15 protein-coding genes and 2 pseudogenes are annotated in these 19,397 nt (G+C 71.2%); 9 read left to right on the forward strand and 8 right to left on the reverse strand.

All coding sequences use genetic code 11. The annotated features are described in order from the left end of the window. Positions 1-46: 46 nt before the first annotated feature. Both SLV14N_RS04265 and SLV14N_RS04270 read left to right on the forward strand, forming a co-directional pair. Complete coding sequence (locus SLV14N_RS04265) at positions 47-1,270, forward strand: MFS transporter (protein WP_263273018.1); 1,224 nt, start codon at positions 47-49, stop codon at positions 1,268-1,270. A 73-nt stretch (positions 1,271-1,343) separates the two neighbouring features. Beyond that, positions 1,344-2,078, forward strand: coding sequence for an NUDIX hydrolase (locus SLV14N_RS04270; RefSeq protein WP_263268148.1), 735 nt, complete (start codon positions 1,344-1,346; stop codon positions 2,076-2,078). A gap of 81 nt (positions 2,079-2,159) precedes the next feature. Here the strand turns inward: SLV14N_RS04270 and SLV14N_RS04275 are convergent, their stop codons facing one another. Further along, the gene (locus SLV14N_RS04275; protein WP_263268149.1) at positions 2,160-3,617 is read right to left on the reverse strand and encodes an amidase; all 1,458 of its coding nucleotides are present in this window, start codon (positions 3,615-3,617) and stop codon (positions 2,160-2,162) included. Between the two features lie 130 nt (positions 3,618-3,747). Here SLV14N_RS04275 and SLV14N_RS04280 point away from each other — a divergent pair, with 130 nt between their 5' ends. Beyond that, a complete protein-coding gene (locus SLV14N_RS04280) occupies positions 3,748-4,350 on the forward strand; it encodes a TetR/AcrR family transcriptional regulator (protein ID WP_263268151.1) in 603 nt (200 codons plus the stop codon). 250 nt (positions 4,351-4,600) lie between these two features. Then, a complete protein-coding gene (locus tag SLV14N_RS04285) occupies positions 4,601-5,359 on the forward strand; it encodes a DUF2470 domain-containing protein (RefSeq protein ID WP_263268153.1) in 759 nt (252 codons plus the stop codon). A 29-nt stretch (positions 5,360-5,388) separates the two neighbouring features. Here SLV14N_RS04285 and SLV14N_RS04290 read toward each other — a convergent pair whose 3' ends face one another. Next, a complete protein-coding gene (locus SLV14N_RS04290; protein WP_263268154.1) occupies positions 5,389-5,970 on the reverse strand; it encodes a hypothetical protein in 582 nt (193 codons plus the stop codon). Positions 5,971-6,413: 443 nt separating this feature from the next. Further along, positions 6,414-7,367, reverse strand: a pseudogene (locus SLV14N_RS04295) (helix-turn-helix domain-containing protein). Positions 7,368-7,450: 83 nt separating this feature from the next. Between SLV14N_RS04295 and SLV14N_RS04300 the strand changes: the two are divergent. Further along, positions 7,451-7,783, forward strand: a complete 333-nt coding sequence (locus SLV14N_RS04300; RefSeq protein ID WP_263273020.1) for a cupin domain-containing protein — start codon at positions 7,451-7,453, stop codon at positions 7,781-7,783. Positions 7,784-7,790: 7 nt separating this feature from the next. On the opposite strand, the gene SLV14N_RS04305 is transcribed toward SLV14N_RS04300, so the two are convergent. Beyond that, entirely contained in the window at positions 7,791-8,507 is a 717-nt protein-coding gene (locus SLV14N_RS04305) for an SDR family oxidoreductase (RefSeq protein WP_263268156.1), read from the reverse strand. 255 nt (positions 8,508-8,762) lie between these two features. Here SLV14N_RS04305 and SLV14N_RS04310 point away from each other — a divergent pair, with 255 nt between their 5' ends. The 3 genes from SLV14N_RS04310 (at position 8,763) to SLV14N_RS04320 (ending at position 11,488) form a co-directional block, all read left to right on the forward strand. Continuing rightward, positions 8,763-9,098 (forward strand): helix-turn-helix domain-containing protein, encoded by a 336-nt coding sequence (locus SLV14N_RS04310; protein WP_208687687.1) that lies wholly within the window; start codon positions 8,763-8,765, stop codon positions 9,096-9,098. A 219-nt stretch (positions 9,099-9,317) separates the two neighbouring features. Then, positions 9,318-10,265 (forward strand): DMT family transporter, encoded by a 948-nt coding sequence (locus SLV14N_RS04315; RefSeq protein ID WP_263268157.1) that lies wholly within the window; start codon positions 9,318-9,320, stop codon positions 10,263-10,265. 164 nt (positions 10,266-10,429) lie between these two features. Next, positions 10,430-11,488, forward strand: coding sequence for an RICIN domain-containing protein (locus tag SLV14N_RS04320; RefSeq protein WP_263268159.1), 1,059 nt, complete (start codon positions 10,430-10,432; stop codon positions 11,486-11,488). Positions 11,489-11,557: 69 nt separating this feature from the next. On the opposite strand, the gene SLV14N_RS04325 is transcribed toward SLV14N_RS04320, so the two are convergent. Continuing rightward, on the reverse strand, positions 11,558-12,232 hold the full coding sequence (locus tag SLV14N_RS04325; protein ID WP_263268160.1) for a DUF5825 family protein: 675 nt from the start codon (positions 12,230-12,232) through the stop codon (positions 11,558-11,560). A 213-nt stretch (positions 12,233-12,445) separates the two neighbouring features. Between SLV14N_RS04325 and SLV14N_RS04330 the strand changes: the two are divergent. Next, positions 12,446-13,648 (forward strand): annotated as a pseudogene (locus tag SLV14N_RS04330) (IS110 family transposase). A 57-nt stretch (positions 13,649-13,705) separates the two neighbouring features. On the opposite strand, the gene SLV14N_RS04335 reads toward SLV14N_RS04330, so the two are convergent. From SLV14N_RS04335 to SLV14N_RS04345, 3 genes are all read right to left on the reverse strand, one after another. Beyond that, on the reverse strand, positions 13,706-15,640 hold the full coding sequence (locus SLV14N_RS04335) for a RiPP maturation radical SAM C-methyltransferase (protein ID WP_208679812.1): 1,935 nt from the start codon (positions 15,638-15,640) through the stop codon (positions 13,706-13,708). A gap of 261 nt (positions 15,641-15,901) precedes the next feature. Beyond that, positions 15,902-17,752: an alpha/beta fold hydrolase gene (locus SLV14N_RS04340; RefSeq protein ID WP_263268162.1), complete on the reverse strand. Its 1,851-nt coding sequence runs from the start codon at positions 17,750-17,752 to the stop codon at positions 15,902-15,904. After that, positions 17,749-19,242, reverse strand: a complete 1,494-nt coding sequence (locus tag SLV14N_RS04345) for an MFS transporter (RefSeq protein WP_263268164.1) — start codon at positions 19,240-19,242, stop codon at positions 17,749-17,751. The genes SLV14N_RS04340 and SLV14N_RS04345 overlap by 4 nt, the downstream gene beginning before the upstream one ends. Between the last annotated feature and the right edge of the window lie 155 nt (positions 19,243-19,397).

Genomic DNA, 19,397 nt, shown 5'->3' on the forward strand with positions numbered 1-19,397 from the left:
CTTGACGTCGCCCTGGAAGTACGCGCTGGCGACATGGCTCGCCGGTGTGCTGGCGGCAGTCGGCCTGGGTGCCGTCTCACCTGCGGGTCCCGCCCTGCGTTCGGCACTGGGCCTGTCAGGCGGTGCGCTCGCGTGGGCCACCTCGAGTATTACGGCTGTGAGCGCCGTCCTCGGCATCCCGGCGGGATGGTGGGTCCGCCGCTTCGGTGCCCAACGGGCCCTTTCCTGGGGCCTCTTGGTGATGTCCGTGGCAGCCGCCGTCAGCGCGACCGCAGGCTCCTGGGGACTGCTGCTGGGGTCACGTATCGCTGAAGGAGTCGGCTATCTGCTGGTGTTCGTGGCCGGTCCGGTCGTTCTCACCGGCATGACGCAGGGCGCCGTCCGATCGGCGGCGCTCGCGTTGTGGGGCACATGCGTCCCGACAGGACTCGCCATCGCCGCGGCCACGGGCGGAGCCCTGGCCTCCTGGTGGACATGGCACCAATGGCTGGCGCTCACCGCACTCGGTCCTCTGATCATGGCCGGAGTGCTCACGACCGTCCTGCCCCGGCTGCCGAGGACGGCGGTCCCGCGCGCTCACCGCGAGGCCGGCACCTGGAGCGGGGCGCTGAGGCTCGGCGTGGCGTACGGAAGCCTGTCGCTGGTCGGCGTCGCCGTGGTGATGGTGCTTCCGCCGTTCCTCACCGAGCACCGGCAGGCCACGCCGGCGGTGGCCGGTACCGTCGTGGCGGTCGTCTGCCTGGGGAGTGCGGTCGGCGGGCTCGCCGCCAGTTGGCTGCTGCGGCGCGGCGCGGCCCTCGCCTCGCTGGTCCCGCTGGGCGCATTGATGCCGGTGGCCTGTCTCCCCGCCTTCTCGGCCGAACTCCCCCTCGCGATCAGCGGCGGAGCGGCCACGCTTGTTCTTGTCGTCGACGGACTGCTCATCTCCGCTGTCTTCGCTGCCGTCCCCGCCTCGGTGAGCCGTCCTGAGCATCTCGATGTCGCCAACGGCATCCTCAACCAGCTCGGCGGTGTGGGGATTCTGATGGGACCGCCGGTCTTCGGGCTGGTCATCGCCGCCGCGGGATGGGGCGCCGTCGCTGCCGCGACCCTGGTCTTCGGCGGACTGGGCGCGGTCCTGCTGCTGACGACCGCGCGCACGTCCGTGACCGGTTCGGCAGCCGGTGTGTCCCAGTCGTCCGAAGCACCGGACGGTAGGGGTATGAGGGAAGGACCGGAGCCCATAGGGAAGGCGGCGGACGCCAGCAATCCCGACTCCAGGCGACCCTGACCGGGCCGTGGAAATGCGGCGTTCCCGACTGCTGTACCGGCTGACGACAGAACCTCATCTCGGAAAGGGCAGGATGAAACTCGACTTCCTTCTGTTGCGGGACAACACCTATGGCGAGTACTGCCTGTACTGCCATGCCGAGACAGTCACCTGGATCGTCGTGGACGGAAGGAAACGCTGCACCTGCACTTCGTGCGGCCGCGAGGCGGAAAGAGCCGTCGTCATCGACCCCCGCATCTGCTGGTGGACCGATGCGGAGGGCGAGTACTGGCACGAGAGTGCCGGTGTATTCGTACGTGACCGGCGTGCGAGGTTTCTCTTCTTCCAGCGAACCGCCTTTCCTTACTCTTTGACCGTCCCCGCAGGTCACGTCGAACGCGGAGAGGAACCCAAGTGCGCGGCCGCGCGGGAGCTTTGGGAGGAAGTAGGAATCCGTGGCGCGAACGGGGACCTCCGGCTCGTGGCGGACGAGTATTTCAAGGGAGACGTGTGCAGAAGGGGCTCCGACGCGCATCGTTGGCACGCCTATCTGCTGGAGGTCGATGAGCACCGGGAAGCGGGAGCCCATGACGAGGTGACCGTGAATGAGGAAGGTGAGGCGCCCGTCTGGCTCACTCTCGACCAGGCACGCTCCCGTCGGACGACGTTCGCGGTGGACCGCATCATCGGTCAGTACTCCGAGAAACTCCTTGCCGGCAGCCCGCTCACTCCCGGTGGCCCTCGTACTCCCGGCGGCCCTCGTACCCCCGACGGCCCGCGTGCTTCCGGCGAGCCGTGGCAGGACCCTTCGGGCGGTTCCCAGGCGTGACCGCTTCCTCGTACGCCACCGCCGATGTCGCGCGGCACCTGGCCTCACGTGGCCTCATGCGGCCGGCGTCAGGCTCCCCGATCAGTGGGAACCGGCCCAGACGGCCGGGGTGCGGTGGGACCAGGGGGCGGCCTGTTCGAGCTGGGCGGCAAGGCGGAAGAGGGTGTCTTCGCGGCCGTAGCCGGCGGCGAACTGCAGACCGATGGGCAGTCCGGTGGCGGGGTCGGCCGCCAGCGGTACGGACATGGCGGGGTTTCCGGCGACGTTGAAGCCGGCGGCGAAGGGGGAGCGGTCGAAGATCCGGTCGAGCCAGCCGAGGCCGTCGAGGTCCTCGACGCCTTCGGCGTAGACGCCCAGGTGCGGCGGCAGCTCGGGAAGGGTGGGGGTGAGCAGCACGTCGTACCGGTGGAAGTGGCGGCCGATGCTGCGGGCGACGGTGTTGCGTACACCGAGCGCGCTGACGAAGTCGGCGCCGGAGACCTGGCGTCCCCAGGCGTAGCCGGCGAGTATCTCGGGCTGGACAGTGGACGGATCGATGGACCGGTCCGACGCGGCGGCCAGGGCATCGAGCCAGGGGACCAGATTGGCCGTCCAGAGCCGTGCGTTGGCCAGGACGAACCGCTCCCAGCTCACCCCGAGGTCGAGCGTGGCCTCCTCCACATGGTGGCCTAGCGAGGCGACGAGTTCCGCGGTACGGGACACCGCGTCGGCCACTGGGCCCACGGTGCGGCGCCGGCCTCCGCCCTGGACGATGACGCCGATGCGAAGGCTGCCCGGGGCGCGGGTGATCTCCTCGGTATAGGGGCGTTCCGGCTCGGCGGCGAAGTACGGGTCACCGCTCTCCGGGCCCCGGATCTGGTCGAGCAGCGCCGCGCTGTCACGCACTGTGCGACTGACGCCGCCCTGGACGGCCAGACCGTTGAAGATCTCGTCGGCATCGGGGCCCAGGGACACCCGGCCACGGGTGGGCTTCAGTCCGAACAGTCCGGTGCTGGCGGCCGGGATGCGGATCGAGCCCGCCGCGTCCGTGCCGTGCGCGAGCGGGACGATGCCGGCCGCGACAGCAGCCGCCGAACCGCCGCTGGAGCCGCCCGGCGAGCGGCCGAGGTCCCAGGGGTTGCGGGTCGGCCCGTACAGGACGGCCTCGGTGGTGATGCCGTAGGCGAACTCCGGGGTCGTGGTGCGGCCAATAGTCGCCAGCCCGCCCGCGCGGAAGCGCCGCATCAGGTGCGAGTCCGCCGGCGCGACATTGCCTTCGGCGAGTCGGCTGCCCAGCTCCATACGCTTGCCGGCCATGGACACGCCCAGGTCCTTGAGCAGGAAGGGCACCCCGGCCAACGGTGCCCCTCCGGCCGACGCCTCGCCCACCTCCTCCGCAGCCTCCGCGGGCCAGGTCTCCACAACCGCGTTGACCAGTGGGTTGACGGCGGCGACCGCCTCCAGCGCTGCCGTCTCCAGCTCGGCGCCGGTCACCTCGCCACGGGCGACCAACTCGGCCAGCCCGACGGCGTCATACGTCACGTACTCCGACAGCTTCATGAGAACTCCCCTATGGCTCGCCATACCGATCAGTCTCATGCGATACCGATCGGTATCGCGTGAGACTGATCGGTACCGTAGCATGGGGTGGCGCAGCCGAAATGGCCGGGAGTGACACGGAGGATCGGACATGACAGACGCGGTGCGGCCGGGCCGCGCGGGCCGGGTGGCCAAGCTGCCGCCCCGCGAGCGCATCCTCGACGCGGCCGAGGAGCTGTTCCACTCCGAGGGGATCAGAGGGGTCGGCGTCCAGGCCATCGCGGAGAAGGCCGGGACCACCAAGGCCGCGCTGTATCGGCATTTCGACACCAAGGACGCGCTGGCGGCGCAGTGGCTGCTGATCGTCGCGGCCGACTACACCTCCGCGTTCGACAGGATCGAGGAACGGTGGCCGGACGACCCCCGGGCCCAGATCCGGGGCCTGGCCGCCTTCATCGCCGACTCCCTGTCGGCGATCTCGCACCGCGGATGCCCCTTCATCAACTCCCTTGCCGAGTTGCCCGATCGCTCCCACCCGGCGCGCCAGGTGATCGAAGCGCACAAGGCGCAGCAACTCCGCCGCCTTACGGCCATGTGCACCGCGGCCGGCCTCACCGATCCCGAAGGGGCCGCAGCGGAGATCACCTTCGTCCTGGAAGGAGCCCAGGTCAGCGCACAGAACGGAAGCGTGGACCACGTCGGCGAACGGCTCATCACTTTCGTCGAGTCCGTGATGGGCCGGCACAGCGCCTGAGCGGCAGTTGACGGACTCGCCGGAGGCGGCTCCCGCGTCACGGCCGAGACGGAACGGGCCCTGCGCATCCCGCCCCCGCCCCGGCCCCGGCCCCGGTCCCAGCCCTGACGAGACCCGGACGCATGGCCACCCGGGTCGGCCAACTGCCGGCCGACCGGCCCGCGCGCCACGCCCACCCCCGTACGGACGCAATCACGCACGCCCCCGAGCAGGCTGGTAAGGTAAGCCTTACCTTACTTCAGGAGCCTGTATGCGTATCTTCGGTGGTGCGGACCAGCAGCCGACCAGCGCCGAACGAGTCCGGACGATCCTGGCCTCGGCACACTCGATGACGATGGTGGCCGATGGCCACAGCACAGAGGTGTCCCGCGGAAACGGGCCGGGACCGACGCAGCACATCCACCTGCACCCGTCCCCGGTGGATGCTGGCCTCATCGGCGCGGCCCGGGCGGGCGAGCGGGTGCCCACCACGCTGGAGTTCACGGATGTCGCTCCTCTCCCCGTGCGGGACCGGGTACGCGCACGCCTCACCGTGATCGGGTGGCTGACCTCACGGGACAAGGCGGCCTCGCCGGACGGCGATTGCATGGAATTCGCCACGGCGGTGCTCGAAACGGGAACGTGCAAGTCCAGCATCGGTCTCGCCGACTTGATGGCCGCTCCCGCAGACCCCCTGGCCACCTGTGAAGCGGACGTGCTCACCCACCTGGTCGAGGAGCACAGCCACTACATTCCCCTCCTGCTGCGACTGGTGGAACCCCGGTTCCTGCAACTCATGGAACGTGTGGTGCCCCTGGCCATCGATCGCTACGGAATCGTCCTTCGCCTGGAGTACGCGCTCGGCCACCGCGATGTACGCCTGCCCTTTCACAAGACGCTCAGTGACGCCGGTCAATTCGGCCTTCAGATCCAGGCACTGCTCACCACCGCCCGGCGCTGCTCACACCGGAGTCGACTGCTCAGCGGGGAACGGGATCCGGGCGAGAACGCGATATCGCGACGCAGGTGAACAGGCGGCACACGGCGGTTGCCGGGGCGTCAGGGCCGGTACGCCTGCCGCAGGGCGCAGGTCCAGACGACGGCACGGGGAGTCGATGCGGCGTCGGCCGCGGAGCCACCGACGCGCTGGTCGTCGCTGACCGCGTACGCCTGGGAGGCGCCCTCCGGGGAGAGCCGGGGCAGCGCCAGCAGGGGGCCGGTGCCCGGCCATATCTGGGCCTGTTCCGGGGGCGCCGTCTCCGGCGGGAACGGCCCGACCATATGACTGTCCGAAGCGGTGCCCACACTCACGTTGGTGGTGGGGCTGATGGCCTCGAAGGTGCCGCTGGTGCGCTCCCCGAGCAGTCCCGGTTCGCTCTCGTTCGTGTACGGCGGAAGCCACTGGGTGGGGGTCAGGGTGTCCAGCCGGGTGAAGTCGTGGGTGCCCACGATCCGTCCCGCGCGGTCGATGTCCCGCGGGTACCAGAAGTCGTAGGGCACTCCCGCGGGCCAGAACCGCTGGAGGGGTACGGCTGCGGCGCCGCTCCGGGCGGGCCAGACCAGCCCCGCCGACCATGACTCCTCGTCCTTGACGGCCTCGCCGGAACCGGCGATCTGCCCGGCGTTGTTGAGGGCGGTCACCGAGGTGAGCGAGTACCCGGCGGGCGGTACGAGCCGACGGTGAATCCGGCGGGCAGAGGTACGCGGTGTACCCGTGTACCGGTCCAGTACACGGGCAGGCCGCGCGATGCCCCCACCGCCAGGTCTCGCGGCCCGAGTCCCTTGACCTGGCTGCCTCCTGAACCGGGCAGGGAGGCCAGGACCTGGAGGGCCGGCCGGCAGTCCGCGGGCTTGCCGACGCCGTCGGCGGGCCGGGCCGGCGAGGCCGGCGCCGGGCTCGCCGTCAGCAGGGGCGCGAGGAACGCGGTCGCGACCACCGCCACGGGTCCGTTTCCGGTGCATGCATGAGGTGCCCCGGAACTGACTGCGAGCGGCGGTACGGACAAGGACAGCGAGGACTGCGAGGACTGCGAGGACTGCGTGGACTGCGAGGTACGGCAACCGGCCCCGCCGGCTCGGCTCCACTACAGCGTTTCGCCGAAGGCCCGTCGATACGCACCGGGTGTGGTGCCGAGGGCCGCTCGGAAGCGGCGCCGCAGGTTGACGGCCGAGGCGAGTCCGACACGGGTGGCGATGGCTTCCACCGGAAGGTCGGTCTGTTCCAGGAGTACCCGTGCCGCGTCGAGGCGTTGGCGGAGCAACCACTGTCCCGGGCTGGTGCCGAGCTGTTCGGTGAACCGCCGGGCGAGGGTTCGGCTCGACAGTCCGGCGCGTTCGGCGAGGCGGTCCAGGGTCAGTCGGGTGCCGAGCTGCGCGGTGGCCCACTCCAGCAGTGGCGCCAATGACTCGTCCGCCCTGGCGGGGACGGGCTGTGTGGCGTACTGGAGTTGGCTGCCCTCCCTGTGTGGCGGCAGCACCATGTGCCGGGCGATCTGAGCGGCGTGTGCCGCGCCGTGGTCGGAGCGTACGAGGTGCAGGCACAGGTCGATGCCCGCGCCGCTTCCGGCGCTGGTCGCCACGTCGCCGTGGTCCACGTACAGCACGTCCAGGTCCACCTGCACCTCGGGGAAGGCGGCGGCGAGTTGTGCCGTACGGCCCCAATGGGGGGTGGCGCGGCGGCCGTCGAGCAGTCCGGCCTGGGCGAGGACGAATGCCCCCGTGCAGATGGTGACGATCCTCGCCCCGCGCCGATGGGCGGCCCGCAGCGCCTCCAGGACGGTCGGCGGCACCGGGCTGCCGGGCGGGTGCCAGCCCGGGACGATCACGGTGTCCGCTTCCTCCAGGGCCGGCAGACCCGCTTCGACGAGCATCGCCTAGCCGAAGGTGGTCTGCAGGGGCCCGGGGCGCTCGGCGCAGATCAGGAAGTCGTAGTGGACCGGCAGGTCCTGCCGGACGGTGCCGAAGACCTCGGCGGCGCAGGCGAGTTCGAAGGGAGACTGGGGCGGGTTGAGAAGGGCCACCACCCGATGACGGTTCATGGCAGGAAGGTACCCATGGATGTCTGTCTGGACTCTCGGCCCGGGAGGCCGGTCCGGGCCACCATGGCTCCATGAGTGAAACCATGGAAGAAACCACTGCAACGGGCCCGCTGAAGACGGCCGTCCAGGTCGATGAGGTCGCACCGGTCGAGGTCGTCCCCGGGATCGTGCGCCGCAGGCTGCCGAGGACCGCATACGCCGGTGGCTGGCTGATCGACTTCGCCCCGGGAACCCAGTGGCCGGAGGTCGACGTGCACGCCACCGAAGAGCGCTACTACGTGCTGAGCGGTGAGGTGATCGAGGGCGAGGAACGCCACGGGCCCGGTACGTACGTGGTATTCGCACCGGGCAGCCGCCACCGGCCCCGCACCGAGACGGGAGCACGGATGCTCGGGATCACCGTCTTGCCCCGCTGACCCGCGCTCACACTCCGGCCGGATTGCCGTGCCCACCGGTCCGGGTGACGAGGGAGCGGAAAGCGTCCAGGTCACCGATGACCTCTTCGATGCGGTTCCGCTGCTGGTACATGCCGTAGTAGCGGGCGCCGATGGCGTCAGGGTCGGCCTCGCCGCCGCCGGGGGTGATCCCGGAGGCGATGGTCACCGTCCCCACGTGGATGCCCTGTGGCCTGAGTTCAGCGTGCAGGGTGTGTGCCCAGTTCCGCAGCCCGGCCATGGCCATACCCACGTTGGCCAGGAAGGGGGCGGGGATCGTCGAGGAGACGCCGGTGGTCAGCAGCAGGGTGCCGTCGCCTCGGGCCAGCATCTGCGGCAGCACATGGCCAACGGCGGTCACCGCGCCCAGCACCTGCAGCTCGAACTGCGCGGTGACGGAGTCGACCGTGGTCTGTGCGGCACGGGTGATCGGCCCGGTCGGGCTGGGGCCGTATTCGAGCACGTCGATCGGTCCCAGGGTGTCCCCCGCCGCGGCGAGGGCTGTGGTGAGCGCGTCGCGATCGCGGATATCGGCTGGAAACGCGGCGGCGGTGATGCCCAGGTCGGCCAGCTCACCCACCAGGGTGTGCAGCTTGCTCCTGGTACGGGCGATCAGCCCGACCCGGAAGCCCCGGAGGCCGAATGCGCGGGCCACCCCCATCCCCAGCCCCGGCCCGGCACCGACCACAACGAGCGTCTTGGACACGGCAGATTCCTTCCGATCACAGCGATCGGACCGGTGCTACCGCAACCCGCCGCCGACCACTTACTGTCTGTGCGTGGCCCCATGATTTGTTACGGGGAAGGCCGCAACAAGACGGCACATTCATGTCGGTGACGCACACGGAGGTAACCATTGGCGCCCCGCAGGAACACCTCCCCGGACCCGCGACACCGCGACTCCACACCGCCCCCGGCAGCGGGCGGCGACCGCGAGTCCGACGAGGAAGCATGCCGGGAGGTGCTCCAGATCCTCGGGCTGATCGGCAGCAAGTGGAGCATTCTGATCGTCGGGCAACTCCGCGACCGCACCATGCGATTCGGTGAACTGCACCGCGCCGTCAAGGGCATCTCCCAGCGCATGCTCACCTTGACGCTGCGGCAACTCGAACGCGACGGCCTGCTGACCCGCACCGTCCACCCGAGCGTTCCCCCACGCGTGGACTACGCCCTCACCGCACTCGGCGCGACACTGCTGGACTCCGTCGTCGCTCTCGGCGAATGGGCCACCGCACACCGCCACGAGATCAACAACAACCGGCACCGCTACGACGCCACGCACCCCACACGGACCTGAATGGGCCCGTTGGTTGATGCTGCCGAGGTTCCGGGGCCGAGGCCGGTTCGTCCAGCGGCCGGTCGGTCCGCCCCACGAGCGCTCTTACTCGCTTGTCACCCGGGCGTCGGCTCTTACAAGCTGGCGGCTCATGTGCGTGCGCAGGGCGCACGCAAAGAGCTCGGGGAGGGTACAGGAGTGAGCCAGGGAACACAGGCAGGGGTTGGCGAGGCCAGGTCCGTGAGGGGGGCGGATGGCCGGGCGCTCGCCGCGGCCTCCGTCACCGTGGTGCTGTGGGCGTCGTCGTTCATCGCGATCCGCAGCTCCGCTGCGGATTTCGGGCCGGGCGCACTCGCCCTGGGCAGACTGGCGGTGGCGTCCGTCGTGTTGAGCGCCCTCCTGCTGGCCCGGCGCGGTGGATTCCCGCCCCGCGAGGCCTGGCCCGGCATCATCGCCTCGGGAGTCCTGTGGTTCGGCGCGTACATGGTCGCGTTGAACTGGGGTGAGCGGCATGTGGATGCCGGAACGGCTTCCCTGGTCGTCAATGTCGGGCCGATCCTGATGGCACTCCTGGGCGGATGGCTGCTGAAGGAGGGCTTCCCGCCCAGGCTGATGGCGGGCATGGCGGTGTCATTCGCCGGGGCCGTGGTGGTCGGGCTGTCCATGTCCGGCGGCGGAGAGTCGTCCCTCCTCGGCGTACTGCTGTGCCTGTTCGCGGCGCTGGCGTACGCGGTGGGTGTGGTGCTGCAGAAGCCGACGCTGAAGCACGCCACTCCGATGCAGGTGACCACGTTCGGTGCGCTCGCCGGAACGGTGGCCTGTCTGCCGTTCGCCGGCCAGTTGGTGTCGCAGGTGAGCCGGGCCCCGGTGTCGGCGACGCTGCAGATGGTGTACCTGGGCGTCTTCCCGACGGCCCTGGCGTTCACCACGTGGGCCTACGCCGTGTCCCGTACGACCGTCGGCAAGATGGGTACCACGACCTACGCGGTGCCCGTGCTCGTGGTCCTCATGTCGTGGCTGTTCCTCGGCGAGGTGCCCGGCTGGCTGACGCTCCTCGGTGGCCTCCTGTGCCTGTCCGGGGTAGCGGTGTCGCGGATGCGGGGGAAGGCGCGGGCGCAGGTCCCGGAGGACGCGCGTCGGAGCCGAGCGGCGGCACAGCCGGACGTCTCGGCGGAGTCTGCGCGGTAGGCGGCGGGCGCGGCGGTACCGGGGGCGCGAGCGAGGGCCGCAGGCCGGGGCGGCCCTCAGCGTGTGCGGCGGAGTACTGCCGCAGGATCACCGGGAGCGATAGCGTGCGGAACGAGGTGGAACGCCCCACCAACACTCCGATCAGATAAGGGGGTTGTTCTGGTATGAAACCGCCCAGACGCAGCGGCTTACGCAGAACATTCGCCGTCCTCATCACCGCGCTCGCCGTCACCCTCGGCCTGTCCGCCCAGGCCGGCACGGCCCATGCCGACGACGGTCCGGGCCTGAGCGGCCTGACCTTCACGTCCGTCAACAGCGGCCGGAACCTGGACGTACAGAACGGCAACACCGGTGACGGTGTCTTCATCGTCACCAACTCCGCGCCGGGCCACCACCAGAAGTGGACCGCCGGCGCGCAGCCCGACGGGTCGTTCACCCTCGTCAACGACGCCACCGGCAAGTGCATCGAAGCCGGCCATCCGCTCAAGCAGCGGTCCTGTTCCGGAGCGTCCGGTCTGCGCTGGTACTTCCAGCCCGTGAACGGCACCAGCGACACCTACCTGATCCGTAACGCCGGCGACAACAAGTGCATCGACGTCGTCCTGGGCGCCCAATACGACGACGCGTGGACCCAGGCCTACGGCTGCAACGGCAGCAAGGCGCAGCAGTGGAAGATCCCCTCGTCGGCGACCGGCCCCGCGTTCAAGGCCGCGGTGGCCTATGCGTCGAAGCGCTGCCAGAAGGACGCGGCGACCTGCTCGTGGACGAAGGGGTCGCAGGCCCCGGCCGAGCCGCTGCCCAAGCAGTGCATCTCTCCTGTTTGGTACAACGGCACCGAGACGCCGGTGCCGTGGACGTTCTCGCTCAACACCTCCAGCGGCTGGTCGAGCCAGCTCGGGGTGTCCTTCACCTCGACCCTCGGCACGGGTATGGCGAGCCCGGTGCAGACCAGCGTCAGCCTCACCCTCTCCGGCCAGGTCACCTATGACCTGCGGACGGATCTCGGCAACAGCCTGACGATCAACGTGCCGTCGCGTCACTACGGATGGGTGGCACTGTCGGAGCTGGCGACGAAGGTGACCGGTGAGTGGACCTTCGATGCGAACGGCTTCCCGTGGAAGGCGAAGGACACGGTCACCGTTCCGCTGCGGTCCGATGACCAGGGCCGGTCCAGCATCTATCTGGCGCAGACCAGCCCGGACTTCACGACGTGTAACAGCTGAATCAGAAAGTGGGCCCGCACGGGATCGTGCGGGCCCGCCCGTGGAGAGCGTCCCACTCCCCCGCGGGCCTCACACGGCCATTGCCTCCTGGATCCACCGGTTCACCCGGTACGGGAGCCACCACAACAGGGGGCCGGTGCGGAAGACCAGACGCTCCTCCAGGAAGTCGGCGGCGATGGCCTTCGGCACGGCCCGTAGCGGTGTCCCGTAGGAGAGTTGGGTGATCGCCTCCTGGTATTCGGGCTCCTCGGCGGTGAAGCGCCGCAGTTCGCCCCAGCGGCGGTCGCGGATCTGGACGAAGCCGGGGCCCTGGCGCCACAGGCACTTGCAGAGGTAGTGCTCGTTGCGCCACTGGGCGAGCGCGGCCACGGGGTCGGCGGGGCCGGTGAGGGTCCGGGGCGGCTGGAGGTGGCTGAGGTCGCGCCAGCCGTCGTCGGGCTCCGGGGACAGCCGCAGCTGCCACTGCACCAGCACGGCACGGGCCGTCAGATCGCGGATCAGGCACAGCCGCCGGACGGCGTGAGCGGCGTCGGCCGGGTCGTCGACCGCGGTCAGGTCGATCTCGCTGGTGAACTCCACCCGGCGTGCCCCGAGTTCCCACAGCTGGGCGGCCTGATCGTCCGGCGGGGCGGTCAGGTCGACGGCGCCCAGGCTCATGCCCGGCAGAGTGCAGGCTTCCTCGTCGTAGTCCCGCCAGGCCTGGAGGGTCAGTGCTCGGGAGGCGGGGGCGGCGGTGCTGGTCATGGGTTTCTCCGTAAGTTGTTAGTCGGCCCGGGAGGGCCGGGTGTGGCTTATGGGTTCTTGCCTTCAGTGGCTTCGCAGGAGTGGCCGCCCGGTCCTCCGGGGCGCCCTGGCTGCTGATTGAGATGTGCGCGCTGTGTGCGGTCGCTGATTACGGAGATGACAGCGGGGTGTTCCTCGGGCCGACGGCATGTCGTGCGGAATGAGGAGGGGCACGTGAGCGAGCGGAAAGCCCAGGTCTGGGCCGGTGTCGATGCCGGCAAGGGTCACCACTGGGCGGCTGCGGTCGATGAGACCGGCGCGACGCTGTGGTCGAAGAAGGTCGACAACGACGAGTCGGCGATCCTGACCGCGCTCGGCGAGATCCTCGAGCTGGCGGACCAGGTCCACTGGGCGGTGGACATCTCCGGTACGTCCTCCGCGCTGCTGCTTGCGCTGCTCGCAGCACACGGCCAAAAGGCCGTCTACGTGCCCGGACGCACGGTCAACCGCATGTCGGGCGCCTACCGGGGCGAGGCGAAGACCGATGCCCGTGACGCCTACGTCATCGCCGAGACCGCCCGCCACCGCAGCGACTTCGCCACCATCGACGTACCGGCGCAGCTGGCTGCCGACCTCGCGCTGCTGACCGCCCACCGCACGGACCTCGTGGCCGACCGAGTGCGAATGATCAACCGCCTGCGCGACGTGCTGACCGGCGTCTTCCCCGCGCTGGAGCGGGCCTTCGACTACTCCGCCCACAAAGGCGCGCTGGTCCTGCTGACGGGCTACCAAACCCCGGCCGCGCTCCGCCGCCGCGGCCGGGCAAGACTGACGGCCTGGCTGGCCAACCGCAGCGTCCGGAGCGCCGACACGGTCGCCGCGACCGCGCTGGAAGCCGCTCAGGCCCAGCAGACCGCGCTGCCCGGCGAGGACATCGCCGCACAGATCGTGGCCGACCTGGCTGAGCAGATCCTGTCGCTGGACGACAGGCTGAAGCGGATCGACAAGCAGATCCGCGAGACGTTCCGCAGCCATCCGCAGGCCGAGATCATCGAGTCCCTGCCCGGCATGGGCCCGATACTCGGCGCCGAGTTCGTCGTCGCAGCCGGCGACCTCACGGCTTACACGGACGCCGGCCACCTGGCATCGGCGGCCGGCCTGGTGCCCGTCCCGCGCGACTCCGGCCGACGCACCGGCAACCTGCACCGACCGAAGCGCTACAGCCGCCGGCTGCGGCGGGTGTTCTACCTGTCCGCGCAGACCAGCATCATCCGCGACGGGCCCAACCGGGACTTCTAACTCAAGAAGCGCGGCGAGGGCTGCAAGCACATCCAGGCCGTCATCGCTCTGGCCCGCCGACGGGCGAGCGTGCTGTGGGCCCTGCTGCGTGACGGACGGGTCTTCACCTCCGCCCCACCGGTCACGCAAGCGGCTTGACTTCGTCATTGAGACTCCTGCGGGGCACGGTTGTCCTGCTGCTGGCCGGTCGGTGTCTCAGACGTGGGCGACGAGGGCGCGGGCGGCGTCGCCGGGCTCTTCCTGCGGGGCGGCCGCGGCATGGGTGTGGCGCATGAAGTCGAGCCGCAGCAGGTCCTCGTTGACGGCGGCCGGTGCCAGATGGACGTACTGGCCGCCGTCGGTGAAGACCACCCCGAGGGTCACCCAGTGCTGGAGGAGGGCATGGACGGCGGCCTCGTCGACGGGGTGGTCGGGCAGGCGGGCGGTGAGCTTGCGGGTCAGCGCGGCGGGGGCGTGCGGCTGGTCGAGGAGCCGGAAGGCCGCGATCTCGGTGGGCGCGGTCAGTTCCATGGCGCCCCAGGTGAAGGCGTGCCGGCGGCTGACGAGCACAATGCGGTCGCCGAGGTCCGCATGGGTGAGCCTGCTGTCCGCGTGGCGCTTCTTCCAGGCGCCGAGGGCGTCGTTGAGCGCGGTGACGGTGGGCTCGGTGATGCCGCGCTCAGGTGCCTCGAAGACATAGGCCATGTCGAGGAGTTCGGACTCGGGCAGGTCGTAGGTGAAGCGGTAGTGCTCCTCGGGGCGCAGACCGGTGAAGCCGAGCTCGGGCCGGTTGAAGTACGGGCTGAAGCGTTCGATGGCGATGCGGGCGGACAGGTCGACCGGCGGGTCGAGGTGTTCCAGGGCCGGTATCTGGGCGATGACGGGTTCGTAGTCGGCGGCGCTCTCGCCGGGGAAGCCGTGGAGGTAGTTCCAGGAGACGGAGAGCCCGGTCTCGGCCCCGTCCCGGAGCATGCGGACGTTCTGACAGCCGCTCACACCCTTGTCCATCAGGTCGAGCACCCGGCTGTTGAGGCTCTCGATGCCCGGCTGGACGTAGATCATTCCGGCCTCGGCCAGGGTGCGCAGCTGGGTACGGCGCATGTTCGCCTTGATCTCGATGTGCATCCGCAGGTCGTAGCCGCTGTCGATGATGCGGGGCAGGACGGTGGTGAGGTAGCCCATGTCGAGGATGTTGTCGACGAGGTACATGTCGAGCACCCGGTGCCGGCGGGCCAGCTCCATGATCTCTTCGTAGAAGGTGTCGGGGCTCTTGCTGCGGAACTGCATGAACGAGCCGTTGAGGCCGCAGAAGGTGCAGTGGTGCTTCTCCCCCCACCAGCAGCCGCGGGCCCCTTCGACGACGAGCTTGGGCTCCACCCAGTTGCGGGCGACGGAGGACGCCAGCCGCTCGAAGTACCCGCTGTAGTCGGGCGGCAGGATGGTGGCGGGCGGCAGCGGGCGGGTGCTCATCGGGTTCGCGACGCTCTTGCCGTCGGCGCCCCAATGGCACAGCCCGGGGACGGCGGACAGGTCCCCGCCCTCGTCGAGAGCGGTGAGCAGCTGGGGGAAGGCGGCCTCTCCCTCGCCGCGGACCACGAAGTCCAGGAACGGGAAGTTGCGGTGGGTGGCGGCGCCCTGCTCGGCGTCGCAGTTGGCCCCGCCCATGACGGTTCTGATGTGCGGGGCGAGGCGTTTGACGTATTTGACGGCGGCGAGCGCGGCGGTGTTCTGCTGGAAGGTGGAGGTGAAGCCGACGACGTCGGGCCCGGCCGCGACGATCCGCTCGGCGATCTCCCGCACGAACTCCGGTACCACGCGGTGCAGTTCCTTGGACATCCGCAGCCGTTCGTCGCGCAGCTTGCCGCGCATCGAGACGCTGAACTCCGGTACGCGCCACTCGGGATCGTCGTACAGGGCGGAGGAGAACACCCAGTCGCCGCATCCCATGAAGTACGAGGAGAGCGCGTAGAACTGGTAGTCGTCCGCGGTGAAGGCGGTCCGTCGGGTGATCCAGTCGGTGAACTCCAGGTTCGCGTGCAGGACATCGGCCCGGCCGGAGGTGCGCTCGTCGACGCTTCGTCTCAGGATGCCGAGGGCGAGGGACGGGAGGTCGATCGGGGACCAGGGCATATTGACCAGCAGGACGCGCATGGCGGCTCCTCGTACGGCGGGTGGGGTGGGAGGCGGCCGGGCGGGCGGCCGGTGACGTGCGCGGGTCCGGCCGGCCCGGTGTGCACCGGGCCGGCCGGGGAGGATCAGTCCTCCTCGGTGTCCTCGGCGTTGCGGAACGGGACGGTCACCGTGATGCCGATGCCCGGCCTGCGGTTCTCCTCGTCACCCGCGAGCGGGTCGTTGTGGATGATGTCCTTCTGCATGGCTGCTGCTCCTCTTCTGCCGGTTGCGGAACGGATCTCACGATCCGGGGGGACCGGACGGGCCGGTGCCTCCCAAGACCCCGTCCCTCGATGGACGGGGGGTTCGGTGGGCCGCGGGGGCGCGGCGCAGATGCTGGTCCAGAAAGCCCATGGCGCGGCGCAGCACGGCCACATGGTGGGCGCCGGTGTAGCCGTCGTGGCCGGTCTCCAGCCACATCGACTCGTGTGCCGCACCGGCCTGCCGCAGCGCGCTGAGGTAGCTCCGTACCTGGCCGGGCGGGCATTTGGCGTCGAGGGTGGCGGCGATCACCAGCACCGGGGCCCGGACGTCGGCGGCGTAGTGGAGGGGTGAGCTCCGGGCGTAGCGCTCGGGCACCGCGTCGGGCGTGCCGCCGAACAGCCGCTCGTCCAGGGCCCGCAGTGCGGGGGTGCCGGTGCGGTACGCCGCCGCGCAGTCGGCGACCGGTTTGACGGCGACGCCCGCCTGCCAGAGGTCCGGCCGGGTGCCGAGTGCCAGCAGGGCCAGGTAGCCGCCCCAGGAGGTGCCCCACAGGCCGATCGCGTCCGTCCGGGCAAGCCCGCGGCGGAGCAGATCGGCACGGACCGCGACGAGGTCGGCGACCTGGGTGAGCCCGACGCCCGCGCCGTACGCGGTGCGCCAGCGGGGGCCGTAACCGGTGGAGCCGCGGTAGTTGACCCGGGCCACCGCGAACCCGGAGGCGACCAGGGAGTGCACCTCCGGGTCGTAGGCGTCACGGTCGTGGTCGGCGGGGCCGCCGTGTATGAGGAACACCAGCGGTGGCCGCCGGCCGGTCATCGGGTCCGGGGTGCTGAGCAGGGTGTGCACGGGGCCGTCCGGGCCGGGGGTCCACAGTTCGCGGTGCCGCCCGGGCGTGGGGGCGGGCAGGGTGGCGAGCTCCGGGAGCCGGGTGCCGGCGGTGGAGCGCATCCGGGGCGGGGTGGCGGTGTCGGTCCAGAGGTAGTGCACCTCGTCGCCCTGGTGCGGGGCGGCGTCGAGCAGGGTGCCGGGCGGGGAGGGCACCGGGGTCAGCGTGCGCCGGTCGAGGTCGGCCGCGGCGAGGGTGGAACGGCCGTGGCGGTCCTGGCGGATGAGGACCCGGCGTCCTGTGGGGTACCAGCGCGCGGTGATCTCGGTGTCGAAGCGGCACCAGTCCTGGGGCAGCAGCCCGCTGCCGGGCCGCCATGTCGCGAGCCGGTAGTGGTCGTGGTGCTCCTGGACCAGCAGCAGCTCGGTGCCTGCCGGGGACGGCGCGAAGCCGAGCGCCCACAGCCGGCCGTGGTGTCCGGAGAGCTGGTCGAGCACCGCCCCGGAGCAGGTCAGGAGGGTGACCGCCCGGTCGGATCCGGCCGTCCCGGACAGGGCCAGCAGCCCTCCCGAGGGCGAGATGCCCGCCAGCCGCGCCTGCCCGTCGACGGTCCACACCTGCCGGGCCGGACCTCCCGGCCTTCCGAGGTGGACGGTCATCCCGCGGCCGTCGCCGAGTCCGATGGCGACGGTCCCGGCGTCGCTGACGGCGAGGCCGTGCGGGAGGCCCGGCGGCAGACCGGTGAGGCCCGGCTGCCGGGCACCGCCCTCGAAGTCCTGGAAGTACCAGAGCCCGAGGCCGCCGCGGTCCTCCGCGAACCACCACACCCGGGCCTCGGCGTCGAGGGCGCAGTGCAGGGTGCCGTGCGGGCTGTCGGTGACCTGGCGTGCGGTGCCGGTGGCGGCGTTCCAGGTGAAGATCTCGCAGCGGCCGTCGGCGTCCGCGGCCAGCGCCATCCGCGCGGGGTCGCGCGGGCAGACCTCGGGGAGCGCCGGGTGGTAGACCCGGAAGCCGGTATGGGAAGGCGGCAGGGCGGCGCGGTGTGCCGCGGTCATGCTCATACGGGCTCCGTAGCGGCGTGGCGGGTGCGGGCCGGTGCCGCACAGGTCGTGTAGAGCGCGAGCCCGGCCAGCAGCGCGGCGCAGCCCACGAGGGTGGCGGCGGCCCCGGCCCGGTCGGCCGACAGCCCGGCCAGGGCGGGCGCCACGGCCGCGGCCGCGCCCGACACGGTGGCCAGTACGGTGCCGGTGCGGGCCTGGAGCCCGGGTGGGATGACCTGGATGATCCGGGCCTGCAGCGCCACGGTGGCGGCCGGCGTCAGCAGACACAGCAGGCCGAACAGCAGGCCGAAGTGCCAGGCGTCGCGGGCCGTCGCCAGGGCCGCGGCCGGCGGCACCATCAGCCAGGAGACCGTCATCAGCACGCGGCCCGTGGGGCGCCGGCCGGCGATCCGGGGTGCGGCGAGCGCACCGGCCAGGCCGGCCGCCCCGGCGAGCGCGAGGACCAGACCCAGCGGCGCCGCGCCCCGGCCGTGGTTCTGCAGGGCGAAAACCGTCGTGTAATACAGCGCGACGAGCAGGGCGTTGACGGCCGAGATCCAGACGAGCGCCAGCCGCAGGAAGGGGTCGCGGCGGATCAGTGCCAGTCCCGCCCCGGCTTCGGAGGTCCGGGCCCGCAGACCGCGGTGCACCGTGCCGGCCGGCGGACGCTGCGTACGGTGCGGGACGAGGGGGGAGCGCATGGCGGCAATACAGCCGGCCGCGACGGCGTACGAGAGGGCGTCCGCCAGGAAGGGCAGCCAGCGTTCGGCGTGGAAGAGCAGCCCGCCCAGTGCGGGACCGAGGACGAGTGCGCCCCGCTCCCCCGCCTGTAATCGGGACAGGACGCGCCGGTGCTCCGCGGGCGGGCACACCAGCGCGACGGTCCCGAGCGCCGCCGCCTCATAGCAGGAGGTCGCGCAGCGCTCGACGAGCACGGCGGCGACGAGCACGGCCAGCGGGACCTGGCCCGCGGAGACGGCGAGGGTGACGCCGGCCATCGCGGCGGCGGAGACCAGTGCGGAGCCCACCATCAGGTGCTTGCGCGCCCCGCGGTCGGCGGGGACGGCGGCGAGCGGGCCGAGCAGCAGCGTGGCGGCCGCGGAGAGTCCGGCGAGGGCACCGACCTCGGCGGGGGACCGGCCGAGGGTCAGCAGCAACAGCGGCAGCACGAGCCCGGACGTCTGGCTGCCCAGGGCGTCACAGGTGCCCGCCCCCCAGAACAGCCGGAGGTCGCGGCGGACGTGGGGCAGCGGCGCGGCCGGTGCCACCGCCGGGGCGGATCCGGTCATCAGACACGGCCCGGGGACGGTCTCGCGGTGCCGGGGCGGGCGCCGTCGTGCGCCGTCCGTGCTGGGCGGAGGACCGTGCGGCCGTTCGTCGGGCCGTCCGCCGAGCCGTCCGCCGGGCCGCTCGTCGGGCCGCCCGGCGTCGCGTCCCAGGAGGAGACGCGCGATAAGTCGTAGGGTGCGCCGCCTGCCGCTGATGTCGCTGACCGTTCCATGCGAAGCCACCTCACACATGTGGGCAGACCGTGAAGATCGCCTCACCAATAGGTCAACTTGCGGAGGAAATGTGCCCGAATCGTGCCGGAGCTTAGCCAGACAGTGACGTGGGCCACAAGGTGTGCGCGCAGAACACCTTCGAGCGGTTCGTCCGGGCGGGCCGT

The sequence above is a fragment of the Streptomyces sp. Je 1-4 4N24 genome, assembly GCF_026239515.1.
Lineage (GTDB): Bacteria > Actinomycetota > Actinomycetes > Streptomycetales > Streptomycetaceae > Streptomyces > Streptomyces nigrescens.

Excerpts from the sequence above, each read along its gene's own strand:
- SLV14N_RS04270 (WP_263268148.1), top strand. The coding sequence starts at position 1,344 with ATGAAACTCGACTTCCTTCTGTTGCGGGACAACACCTATGGCGAGTAC.
- SLV14N_RS04275 (WP_263268149.1), bottom strand. The coding sequence starts at position 3,617 with ATGAAGCTGTCGGAGTACGTGACGTATGACGCCGTCGGGCTGGCCGAG.
- SLV14N_RS04280 (WP_263268151.1), top strand. The coding sequence starts at position 3,748 with ATGACAGACGCGGTGCGGCCGGGCCGCGCGGGCCGGGTGGCCAAGCTG.
- SLV14N_RS04285 (WP_263268153.1), top strand. The coding sequence starts at position 4,601 with ATGCGTATCTTCGGTGGTGCGGACCAGCAGCCGACCAGCGCCGAACGA.
- SLV14N_RS04300 (WP_263273020.1), top strand. The coding sequence starts at position 7,451 with ATGGAAGAAACCACTGCAACGGGCCCGCTGAAGACGGCCGTCCAGGTC.
- SLV14N_RS04320 (WP_263268159.1), top strand. The coding sequence starts at position 10,430 with ATGAAACCGCCCAGACGCAGCGGCTTACGCAGAACATTCGCCGTCCTC.
- SLV14N_RS04325 (WP_263268160.1), bottom strand. The coding sequence starts at position 12,232 with ATGACCAGCACCGCCGCCCCCGCCTCCCGAGCACTGACCCTCCAGGCC.
- SLV14N_RS04335 (WP_208679812.1), bottom strand. The coding sequence starts at position 15,640 with ATGCGCGTCCTGCTGGTCAATATGCCCTGGTCCCCGATCGACCTCCCG.
- SLV14N_RS04340 (WP_263268162.1), bottom strand. The coding sequence starts at position 17,752 with ATGAGCATGACCGCGGCACACCGCGCCGCCCTGCCGCCTTCCCATACC.